11 protein-coding genes are annotated in these 10145 nt (G+C 74.6%); 3 read left to right on the top strand and 8 right to left on the bottom strand.

The genetic code is table 11. The features are described from left to right. Positions 1-289: 289 nt before the first annotated feature. On the bottom strand, positions 290-1156 hold the full coding sequence (locus tag HL189_RS14240; protein WP_369134363.1) for an SDR family oxidoreductase: 867 nt from the start codon (positions 1154-1156) through the stop codon (positions 290-292). 182 nt (positions 1157-1338) lie between these two features. Here HL189_RS14240 and HL189_RS14235 point away from each other — a divergent pair, with 182 nt between their 5' ends. Next, positions 1339-2214, top strand: coding sequence for a helix-turn-helix transcriptional regulator (locus tag HL189_RS14235; protein ID WP_369134362.1), 876 nt, complete (start codon positions 1339-1341; stop codon positions 2212-2214). 495 nt (positions 2215-2709) lie between these two features. Here HL189_RS14235 and HL189_RS14230 read toward each other — a convergent pair whose 3' ends face one another. Next, positions 2710-3141, bottom strand: coding sequence for an NfeD family protein (locus HL189_RS14230; protein WP_369134361.1), 432 nt, complete (start codon positions 3139-3141; stop codon positions 2710-2712). A 102-nt stretch (positions 3142-3243) separates the two neighbouring features. Between HL189_RS14230 and HL189_RS14225 the strand changes: the two genes are divergently transcribed. Then, entirely contained in the window at positions 3244-3984 is a 741-nt protein-coding gene (locus tag HL189_RS14225; RefSeq protein WP_369134360.1) for a hypothetical protein, read from the top strand. A gap of 9 nt (positions 3985-3993) precedes the next feature. Beyond that, the gene (locus HL189_RS14220) at positions 3994-4479 is read left to right on the top strand and encodes a hypothetical protein (RefSeq protein WP_369134359.1); all 486 of its coding nucleotides are present in this window, start codon (positions 3994-3996) and stop codon (positions 4477-4479) included. 17 nt (positions 4480-4496) lie between these two features. On the opposite strand, the gene HL189_RS14215 is transcribed toward HL189_RS14220, so the two are convergent. The 6 genes from HL189_RS14215 to xdhC all read right to left on the bottom strand — a co-directional run bounded on the left by HL189_RS14215 (position 4497) and on the right by xdhC (position 10143). Then, complete coding sequence (locus tag HL189_RS14215; protein ID WP_369134358.1) at positions 4497-5669, bottom strand: ferrochelatase; 1173 nt, start codon at positions 5667-5669, stop codon at positions 4497-4499. Beyond that, a complete protein-coding gene (fabI, locus tag HL189_RS14210) occupies positions 5662-6453 on the bottom strand; it encodes an enoyl-ACP reductase FabI (protein ID WP_369134357.1) in 792 nt (263 codons plus the stop codon). The genes HL189_RS14215 and fabI overlap by 8 nt, the downstream gene beginning before the upstream one ends. Further along, positions 6453-7157, bottom strand: coding sequence for a 3-oxoacyl-ACP reductase FabG (gene fabG, locus HL189_RS14205; RefSeq protein WP_369134356.1), 705 nt, complete (start codon positions 7155-7157; stop codon positions 6453-6455). The genes fabI and fabG overlap by 1 nt, the downstream gene beginning before the upstream one ends. 123 nt (positions 7158-7280) lie before the next feature. Beyond that, positions 7281-7805 carry a hypothetical protein gene (locus tag HL189_RS14200; RefSeq protein WP_369134355.1) on the bottom strand — a complete coding sequence of 175 codons (525 nt, stop codon included), beginning with the start codon at positions 7803-7805 and terminating at the stop codon, positions 7281-7283. A 173-nt stretch (positions 7806-7978) separates the two neighbouring features. Continuing rightward, on the bottom strand, positions 7979-9319 hold the full coding sequence (locus HL189_RS14195; protein ID WP_369134354.1) for a guanine deaminase: 1341 nt from the start codon (positions 9317-9319) through the stop codon (positions 7979-7981). Next, positions 9316-10143 carry a xanthine dehydrogenase accessory protein XdhC gene (gene xdhC, locus HL189_RS14190; RefSeq protein ID WP_369134353.1) on the bottom strand — a complete coding sequence of 276 codons (828 nt, stop codon included), beginning with the start codon at positions 10141-10143 and terminating at the stop codon, positions 9316-9318. Before xdhC ends, HL189_RS14195 begins: the two co-directional genes overlap by 4 nt. Positions 10144-10145 lie beyond the last annotated feature (2 nt).

Raw genomic sequence — 10145 nt, 5'->3', positions numbered from 1 at the left:
TCCCGGGCTCTACGGACGGCCGCCCACGATTCTCATCCTTGCTGGTGCCCCGCAGGGGCATCCGGGACTGAATGGGCCGCTCTGAGACATCCGGCGGTGAGGACGCCGACGGCAGCTGTGCAGCTGCATCGGACATTCTTGCCCGGGCGTCTGGTCAGGCGTTCCCGCGGTAACGTCGGGGGCAGCCACAACGGATCGGTCGAGCGTCGCTCCGTAGGGGTTCGCTCGGGGTCGCCCGTTGGGGTGCGGCGCCCGGAGGGGCTCCGCACCCCTGCCTCTTCGCCCGCCGTCAGGCGTTCGCCGTGGCGTCGTCGCGGGCCAGCGACGACGACAGCTCCCGGTGGGCATCCACCTGTGCGAGCAGGTCCTTCGCCTTCTGCTCGACGCCCGCGACGGCGTCGGCGCCGGCGACCCAGCGCACCGGCGGCTCGTCCTGGTCGGCCAGCCGGACCAGCGCCCTCGCGAGCTTCGCGGGGTCCCCGCCCTGCTGGCCGTTCATGCTCTGCCAGGCCGCAACGGTCTGCCTGGTGCGCTCGGCGTAGTCCTCGATCCGGGGCTCGGCGTAGCTCGTCGACTGAGGGGTCAGCAGGTCGGTGCGGAAGAACCCGGGCTCGACGACCATCGTGCGGATGCTGAACGGAGCCACCTCTGGCCCGAGGGACTCCATCCATCCTTCGAGGGCGAACTTCGACGCGGCGTAGGCGGAGGTGAACTCCTGGCCGACCAGGCCCGCGGAGGAGCTCATGGTCACCACGATTCCGGAGCGCTGGGCGCGCATGACCGGCAGCACGGCGCGGGTGACGTTCAGCGGACCGAACAGGTTGGTCTCCACCTGCGCCCGGAAGTCCTCTGGGCTGATGTCCTCGAAGAACCCGGCGTAGAAGTTGCCGGCGTTGTTCACCAGCACGTCGACCCGGCCGAACCGGTCGACGGCGGCCAGCACGGCAGCCTGCGCGCTGGCCGGGTCGGTGATGTCCAGGGGGACCGTCAGCAGGTCGTCGTGCGCGCCGATCGCGGCGCTGACCCGGTCGGGGTTGCGGCCGGTGGCCACGACCGCGTGCCCGGCCGCCAGGGCCGCCCGCGCGATGTCCACGCCCATGCCCCGGCCGGCACCGGTGACCAGCCAGACCTTCTTCTCACTCGTGTCGTCAGCCATGTTCGGTTCGTCCTCCATCGCGGGTCGGCGTCCCCCGTCAGGTGCCGGTCGCGTGGTGTCCCACGCCCGGCCAGCGGCGGCGAAGACCATGCAAGCCGGAGCCGGGAGGCCGGAGAAGTCACTGCCGAGAGGTGTACTGGCAGGGCATCCCTCGTCCGACGAGTCCGTCCTAGCCTCGGGCCGTGGACAACCGCGACGAGGTCAAGGCCTTCCTCAGCACCCGGCGGGCCAAGATCACCCCCGAGCAGGCCGGGCTGGTCCACTACAGCCGCAACCGGCGCGTGCCGGGTCTGCGCCGCAGCGAGGTGGCCGATCTCGCCGGCGTGAGCGTCGAGTACTACGCCCGACTCGAGCGGGGCGATCTCAGCGGCGTCTCCGAGAGCGTGCTCGACGCCCTCGGCCGCGCGCTGCAGCTGGGCGAGGCGGAGCGCGCCCACTTGGCCGACCTCGCCCGCGCCGCCGGCCCCGCCGCACGCCCCAGGCGCGCACCCGCCGTCCAGCTGCGACCCGGCGTGGCGCGCATCCTCGCCGGGATGACCGGAGTGCCGGCCATCGTCAACAACGGGCGCCTGGACCTCATCGCCGCCAATCCCCTCGGTGGAGCGCTGTTCGCTCCCTTGTTCGCCAACCCGGCCCGACCGGTCAACCACGCCCGGTTCGACTTCCTCGACCCCCGCTCCCACGACTTCTGGCTCGACTGGGAACGCGCTGCCGACGACGCCGTGGCCATGCTGCGCCTGGAAGCCGGCCGCGACCCCTACGACAAGGAGCTGACCGACCTCGTCGGGGAGCTGTCCACCCGCAGCGACGCCTTCCGCTCCCGCTGGGCCGCACACGACGTCCGTCTGCACCGCGCCGGGGTCAAGTCCCTCCATCACCCCGTCGTCGGTGACCTGCACCTGTCCTACGAGGTCATGAAGCTGCCCGCCGATCCTGGCCTGTCGCTGATCGCGTTCAGCGCCGAAGCAGGCTCACCCGCCGACGACGCCCTGAAGCTCCTCGCCAGCTGGGCCGCCACCCACGACCCAGCCGCGCCGACGCCCCTGAAGCAGGCCTGAGCCCGACAGCCCTCCCGGCCGGAACGGGAGCGACCCGCGCACGAGTGCTGCGTCGTGATCGGGCTGGCCACCGCTGCCGAGGTCGGCGAGCTGATGCGTCGCGCACAGGATGCTGGCGGCGACATCGTCTACGAGTCCGGAAACCAAGCCTGGGGTCCCGGCCCGGTGGACGACGACCCCGCAGAGACGCGAGGTGCACACGCCTACGCCGGCGCGTTCGCCGACCCGACGGGCACATGTGGCAGGTCAGCGTCGCGGACGGCGTCTTGATCCGATGAGCTGTTCGCCGACCGGCCCCGACCCGAGGAGGAGCCGCATGGCCAGCCACACCGCCCGCACCGCCTGGAACGGCACCCTGTAGGAGGGGGCGGTCAGGTCGAGCTGAGCAGCTCCCACGTCGGCAGCTGCGTGGTCAGCCGCGCTCGCCGGGGTCGACGACATCACCCTCGACGCCACCCTGGAGAGCTGAAGGGGCCCCACCGCTCACGTGCTCGGTCAGATGTCGCCGACGTATGCGATCGGTCCCTCGATCTGGACGATCCGGACCTCCGCGCCCACCTCGTGGACCTCGCCGTCGAGCAGGGTGCGCGCGGACCACTCGTCGTGGCCCATCCGCACGTGCCCGGACTCGTTGTCCACCCGCTCGCTGACCACGGCGGTCCGGCCCACGAGGGCGGCCACCCCGTCGAGCTGCTCCTCGGTGCGCTCGAGCAGGTGCCGCTTGGCGATCGGCCGGACCACCGCCAGCAGGGCGGCGGAGACGACGACGAAGGCGACCAGCTGCAGCACCACGGGCCCGCCGACCAGCGCCACCGTCATCCCGCCCAGCGCACCGCCGGCGAACATGAGCAGGACCAGGTCGAGGCTGGCCACCTCCCCGCCTGCGAAGACACCGGCGGCGATCAACCAGAGCAACCAGGCGGGCACACCCGGAGTCTGGCACGACCGGAGCTCCCTGCCGCGGGTACGGCGACCGCGCCCCCTCCCGGGCCCGGCGTCGAGCGGCCCGGGGTCGTAGCCTCGACGACCGTGCACGATCTCGCCGCCGGCCGTCTCGCCGTCTGGGCCACCGCCTGGCTCACCGGCCGCACCTCCTACGACGAGGCACTCGACGCGCTCCTCGACGACTCCGCCCACCGGGTCTGCGGGTTGCCGGGCACCGACGGCGCCGTGCCCCTCGGCTGGGCGCTGAGCGCGCTGCGCGGAGCCGGTGAGCAGCGCCTGCGCCTGGTGCTGCCCGCGCCCGGCGACATCCGCGGGCTGCCCGCCGTGCCGGGGCTCGCCGCACTCGCCCTGGAGTCCGGTCAGGCGGCCGTGGGCGGGCAGCTGGCGTTCGTGCCCGAGCAGCTGGGCCCGGAGGCGGTGGCGTGGACGGCGTTCCCGCTCCGGGACGCCCCGCCGGCCGCGCCCCTGGTGGAGGACACGCTGCGCCGGGTGTCCGGCGCCCTGGACCTGGCGGTCGGCGACGCGGCCCGCACGCTGGCCGCCCTGGACCTGGCCCGCTGGCACCCGGAGGTGCCCGGCCTGCTCGCCGGGCTGGCCCGCCGGACGCCGGCGCCCGGCCTGCCGGCCGACCACGATCCCCTGGCGCTGTCGGTCCTCGGTCGCGCGCAGCGGCTGGCGCAGGTGCTCGACCTGGCGATGGCCGACGCCCCCGGGGCGGCGGTCACGACCGCCCAGGCCGCGGCCCGGGACGATGCCCTGCGTCCGCTGGCCACCGCGGTCCGCGAGGCCGCGATGGCCGCCTACAACTGGGTGCCGAGGAACTGAGGTGACGTGGTGACCGCAGCCGACCCGACGATGGCCGCGCTCACCGCTGCCGTCGAGCGGGGGCGCGCCGGTGACCGCCTGGGTGCCCGGGAGCGGCTGGCGGAGCTGTGGCGGCAGGTGGGCCCCGCGGGCGACCCGCTGCACCGGGTGACGGTCGCGCACTTCCTCGCCGACCTGCAGGACGACGTCCGCGACGAGCTGGCCTGGGACGAGCGGGCGCTGGCCGACGTCGCCGAGCTGACCGACGAGCGCACCGCCCGGTTCGACCCCGGGATGCAGGTGCGGGGGTTCCTGCCCTCGCTGCAGCTGAGCGTGGCCGACTGCCACCGCCGTCTCGGCGACCCGGTCGCGGCGCGGCGGCACCTGGCCGAGGCCGAGCAGCTGGTCCACGTGCTCGCCGACGACGACTACGGGCGGCTGATCCGTGCCGCGCTGACGCAGATCCGGGACGCGCTGGACGAGGGCTCCACCGACCTGCTGCGCGCCGCTCCCTGAACCAGGGCCCGATGTGGTCAGCCGGCGGCGGGGCGCGCCGGGCGCTGCACGAAGCAGCAGGATGCCGGGCAGTTGGTGCCCAGGCGCGGCTCCCCGCCGGAGCGGCGCTCCTGCAGCACCTCCCGCAGGCCGGCCACGAACGCCGGGTGGGTGCCCGCCGTCGCCGCCCGGGCGAAGGCCAGCCCGAGCTCACCGGCGGTCTCGGCGGCCTCGTTGTCGAGGTCCCAGACCACCTCCAGGTGGTCGCTGATGAAGCCGATCGGGAAGAGGACGACGGCCCGCTCTCCCGACCCGGCCAGCGCCCGCAGGTGGTCGTTGACGTCGGGCTCCAGCCACGGCACCGACGGCGGCCCGCTGCGGCTCTGCCACACCAGGTCGAACTCCCGCCCGGGAGCGGCCGCGTCGACGACGAGCTGGGCGGCGCGCTGCAGCTCCACCTCGTAGGCGTGCCCCTGCGGCCCGGCGACGTCGGCCATCGCGTCCGGGATGCTGTGCGCGGTGGCGATCAGCCGGGCGGTGCCCCGGAGGTCGGCGGGCAGCTCGCCGAGGGCGGCGACGAGGGCGTCGGCGTTGGCCCGGACGAACCCGGGCTGGTCGAAGTAGTGCGGCAGCTTCTCGGCGGTCGGCCCGGCCGGGGCGGCGGGGTCGGACTCCAGCGCGACCCGGGCGCGGGCGACGTCCTCGTGGTACTGCCGGCAGCCGGAGAAGGAGGCGTAGGCCGAGGTGGCGAGCACGTAGGCGTGCTCGACGCCGTCCTCGGCCATCTGCCGCCAGACGTCCTCGACGTAGGGCGCCCAGTTCCGGTTGCCCCAGTACACCGGCAGGTCGAGGCCGGCCGCGCCCAGCTCGCCGCGCAGCGCCTCCACCAGCGCCCGGTTCTGGTCGTTGATCGGGCTCACCCCACCGAAGTGGAGGTAGTGCTCGGCGACCGCCGCCAGCCGCTCCCGCGGGATGCCGCGGCCGCGGGTCACGTTCTCCAGGAACGGCATGACGTCGTCGGTGCCCTCGGGGCCGCCGAAGCCGAGCACCAGCAGGGCCTCCCGGCGGCCGGGCGGTGCCGGCTCGGCCGCCGGCGCGACCCCGCCGTTGTTGCGCACGGCGAGCGAGGGCTCCTGGTCGGGCTCCTGCCCGGGCGGGGTGATCGACGCGCCGTCGGGCAGGGGGTGGCGCGGGCGGGACCGGTCAGACACCGACGGCATGGAAGCCACCGTCGACGTGCACGATCTCGCCGGTGGTGGCCGGGAACCAGTCGGACAGCAGCGCGGCGACGGCCTTGCCGGCGGGCTCGGTGTCGGTGACCGACCAGCCCAGCGGCGCGCGCTGCTCCCAGGCCTCCTCGAACTGGTTGCTGCCCGGGATCGACTTCATCGCCATCGTGCGCAGCGGGCCGGCGGCGACCAGGTTGACCCGGACGCCGTCGGGGCCCAGCTCGCGGGCCAGGTAGCGGGACGTCGACTCCAGCGCGGCCTTCGCCGCACCCATCCAGCCGTAGACCGGCCAGGCGACGGTCGCGTCGAAGGTCAGGCCGACCACCGAGGCGCTCGCGCCGAACAGCGGCCGGCAGGCCTGGGTGAGGGAGGCCAGCGACCATGCGGACACCTGGAAGGCGGTGGCCGCGTGCTCCCACGCGACCTCGGTGAACCCCGCGCCCATCGCCTCCTGCGGGGCGAAGCCGATGGAGTGCACGACCCCGTCCAGGCGGGCGTCGTCGCCACCGACGTGCTCGCGCAGCCGGTCGGCCAGCGTCGACAGGTGCTCGGTGTCCGTCACGTCCAGCTCGACGACCGGCGCCTCCTGCGGCAGGCGCTTGGCGATCCGCTGGCACAGCGACAGCGCGCGGCCGAAGTTGGACAGCACGACGGTGGCGCCCTGCTCCTGCGCGATCCGGGCCACCGAGAACGCGATGGACTGCTCGGTCAGCACGCCGGCGACCAGGATCTTCTTGCCCTCGAGAATGCCGTTGCCCACGCCCATCAGTGACCCATCCCCAGTCCGCCGTCGACCGGGACGACCGCCCCGGTGATGTAGCCCGCCTGCTCGCCCGCCAGGAAGCGGACGACAGCCGCGATCTCCTCCGGCTGCGCGTACCGCGCCAGAGGGACCTGGCCGAGGATCTCCTGCTGCCGCTTCTCCGGCAGCTCGGCGGTCATGTCGGTGGCCACGAAGCCGGGAGCCACCACGTTCGCGGTGATGCCGCGGCTGCCCAGCTCCCGGGCGATCGAGCGGGCGAGCCCGACCAGCCCGGACTTGCTGGCCGCGTAGTTGACCTGGCCCGCCGAGCCGAGCAGGCCGACCACGGAGCTGATGAAGACCATCCGGCCGGCCCGGGCGCGGACCATCTTCGGCGCGGCCCGCTTCGCCACCCGGTAGGCCGCGGTGAGGTTGGCGTCGATGACGTCGGTGAAGGCGTCCTCGCCCATCCGCAGCAGCAGCCCGTCCCGGGTGATGCCGGCGTTGCTGACCAGCACCTCGACCGGGCCCTGGTGCTCCTCCACCTCGGTGAACGCCCGGTCGACGGCGGCGGTGTCGGTGACGTCGCACTGCACGCCGAACAGGCCCTCGGGGACGCCGCTGCCGCGGTGGGTCACCGCGACCGAGTCGCCCTGCTCGGCGAAGGCGCGGGCGATGGCCAGCCCGATCCCCCGGTTCCCGCCGGTCACCAGCACCGACCTGCCCACCGCGCCACCTCACCATCAGCCGCCGACCGTCCCGCTGAACCTATCCGGTCGGCGCAGGTCACACCGCCGGGGACCGCGGCGGGCCGGTCTCCCGGCCCGTCGCGATCCCCTCGGCCGCGCGGCCTAGACGACGATGGGTCCCCCCGTGATGGTGCAGGTCGTCCCGCCGGTGAGGTTGCTCTGCGAGAGGAAGCCCTCGACCCACCGGCCGGCGGTGTAGTCGAAGAAGCTGTTGAGCACCCGCACCTCGTGGCTGGTGGGGTCGTTCGGGTCCATCCCCGCCGACACGGAGTAGACGGAGGAGTCGCCGGAGACGGTGTCGGTCCAGGGGCCCGGCGTGATCCCCTCGTTCGTCGCCTGGTTGGTGAGGTCGAAGTACAGCGCGGTGCGCCAGGTCTGCGTGCCCGCGTCCCACACCTGCACCTCGGCCCGCCAGAGCACCGGGCCGGCGACGGGCACGTTCGTCGGCGCGTCGATGACGACGGTTGTGAAGATGCAGGTCATGGTGTTGGGCCGGCCGTACCAGCTGTCGGCCTGGGCCGGCGCGGCCAGGCCGAGCACGGCGGTCGCGACGACGACGGCGAGGGCCGTCCGGGCCAACCAGCGTGCGAACCGGCTCCTGCGTGCACTGCGGTGCTCGGTCGTCATCGTCTGCTCCAGTCCGGGAGGCGTATGCGCCGGGCGGTCACCCGATCCGCTGCCACCAGCCTCCGGGCAGGACCGGTCCGCCGGCAGCCACCCTGGGTGTTGCATCGCCACACCCCTGCGGCGGTAACGGCTGGGCCCCCCGCGCACCTGGCCGAGGACCGGTCGCGGCCGCCCTACCGGCGCGGGGACGGGACGGCGGCCGCGCGCGGCACCGACCCCGCGAACCGGTGGTCGGTCGGGACCGGCCGGCCGTCGATCCAGACCGAGTCGACGTCCGCCGTCGACGCGAGCGCGAACGCCCGGGCCAGCGCGTCCTCCGGGCCGGAGGCGGTGCGCAGTGCGACGTCCAGCGTGCAGCCCGGGCGGGGCCGCAGCCACACCGCGTCGAACCGCTTGCCGACCCCCAGGTCGCCCACCTGGTCGGCCAGGCCGAGGGCGTCGGCGCCGGCCGACGTGGCCAGGTGCAGCAGGTGGGCCGGGGTGAGCCGCTGCCCCTCGGCGCCCAGCAGCTGCTGCAGGAAGTAGGCCTGGAGGGCCTCCTTGAGCAGCGAGAACCCGGTGCCGGCGCCGACGTCGGAGCCCAGCGCCACCCGGACGCCGGCGTCCACGTGCCGCTTGAGGGAGAAGATGCCGCTGCCCAGCGCGGCGTTGCTGGTAGGGCAGTGCGCGATGCTGGCCCCCCGCCGGCACAGCAGCTGCAGCTCGTCGTCCGTGGGGTGGACGTTGTGCGCCAGTACGCTGTTGCGCCCGATCAGGCCGTGCCGGTCGTAGGTGTCGACGTAGACGCTGCCCTCGAAGAGCTCCGCGACGGTGGCGATCTCCAGCGCGTTCTCGTTGACGTGCGAGGTGAACCAGGCGCCGGGGACCTCGCGCAGCAGCGATCCGCAGGCGTCCAGCAGCGCGTCCCCGCAGGACAGGGAGAAGCGCGGGGTGACGGCGTAGCGGGCGCGGCCCACCCCGTGCCAGCGGTGGGCCAGGGCCAGCCCCTCCTCGTGGGCGCGCTCCGGGGTGGTCAGCAGGTCCGGGCGCAGCAGCCGGTCGCTGACCACGAGCCCGCTGGTCACCCGCAGGCCGACCCGGGCGGCCTCGGCGAACAGCGCGTCGACCGCCGGGGCGAAGTGCGCACCGAAGACCAGCGCCGTCGTCGTCCCGGCCTGGGCCAGGCCGCTGACGAAGTCGGCGGCCACCGCCTGCGCGTACGGCTGGTCGGCGAGCCGGGCCTCCTCGGGGAGCGCGCACTGCTCCAGCCAGTCCAGCAGCGGCATGCCCAGCCCGCCCATCGCCCGGACCTGCGGGAAGTGCACGTGGGTGTCGACGAACCCGGGCAGCAGCAGGCCCCCGCTCAGGTCGACGACGTCCTCCTCGGCGTGCCGGGCGCGCAGCTGGGCGAAGCCGCCGCGCTCGACGATCTCGCCCGCCCGGACGAGCAGCCCGCCGTCGGCCTCCACCCGGAGCACCCCGCCGATGAACGGGTCGTCGGGGGTGTCGACGACGGTCCCGCGGAACAGCGTCATGACCGGACCTCCCGCGCGGGCGCGGACGCGCCCTCGAACGCCTGGATCAGGGCCGCGGCGACCCCCACCGCGATCGTCGAGGGGTCCTTGCCGGTGAGGCCGGGCAGCCCGATCGGCGTCGTGATGCGGGCGATGTCCTCCGCGGTGTGCCCCTCGGCGGCGAGCTTCGCCCGGAACCGCGCCCACTTCCCCGCCGACCCGATGAGACCGATGGAGCCCAGCTGCGGCGTGCGCAGCGCGGCGTCGCACAGCGCCGCGTCCTCGGCGTGGTCGTGGGTCATGATCAGCACGTGCGCCCCCGGGGGCAGCTCGGCGAGGACGAGCTCGGGCAGCACCGGGACGTGGTGCACGTGCACCCGGGCCTGGGCGTCGTCCAGCACCGCCAGCCGCTCCGGTGCCAGCTGCTCGGGCCGGGAGTCGACCAGGTGCAGGTCCAGGTCCCGCCGGGCCAGGATGCGGGCGAGCTCCAGCCCCACGTGCCCGACCCCGAAGATGCCGACGGCGGGGGCCACCGGCAGCGGCTCGAGCAGCACGGTGACGTCCCCGCCGCAGCACTGGACGCCGTGCTGGTAGGGCGCCTTGTCCGACAGCGCGACGGACAGCAGCTCCGGCCTCGCGGCCCCCTCGGTCAGGAGTGCCCGCGCCCGCTCGACGGCGACCGCCTCGAGGTTGCCGCCCCCGACCGTCCCCCAGGTCCGCTCCGCGCCGACCACCATCTTCGCGCCGGCCTCCCGCGGTGCGTGGCCGCGGACGGTCGCGACGGTGACCAGCACCCCGCGTTCCCGCGTGGACCGCAGCAGCTCGACGGCCTTCAGCCAGTCCATGC

Origin of the sequence: Modestobacter sp. I12A-02662 (genome assembly GCF_041028325.1) — a bacterium.
Taxonomy (GTDB): domain Bacteria; phylum Actinomycetota; class Actinomycetes; order Mycobacteriales; family Geodermatophilaceae; genus Modestobacter.
The sequence above is the reverse complement of the archived record's forward strand: the minus strand, read 5'-3'. Positions and strand labels throughout refer to the sequence as shown.

Bases quoted from the DNA above. Each gene is read 5' to 3' on its own strand.
- HL189_RS14195 (WP_369134354.1), bottom strand. From the start codon at position 9,319: ATGACGCTGTTCCGCGGGACCGTCGTCGACACCCCCGACGACCCGTTC.
- fabI (WP_369134357.1), bottom strand. From the start codon at position 6,453: ATGGGCGTGGGCAACGGCATTCTCGAGGGCAAGAAGATCCTGGTCGCC.
- HL189_RS14240 (WP_369134363.1), bottom strand. From the start codon at position 1,156: ATGGCTGACGACACGAGTGAGAAGAAGGTCTGGCTGGTCACCGGTGCC.
- xdhC (WP_369134353.1), bottom strand. From the start codon at position 10,143: ATGGACTGGCTGAAGGCCGTCGAGCTGCTGCGGTCCACGCGGGAACGC.
- HL189_RS14200 (WP_369134355.1), bottom strand. From the start codon at position 7,805: ATGACGACCGAGCACCGCAGTGCACGCAGGAGCCGGTTCGCACGCTGG.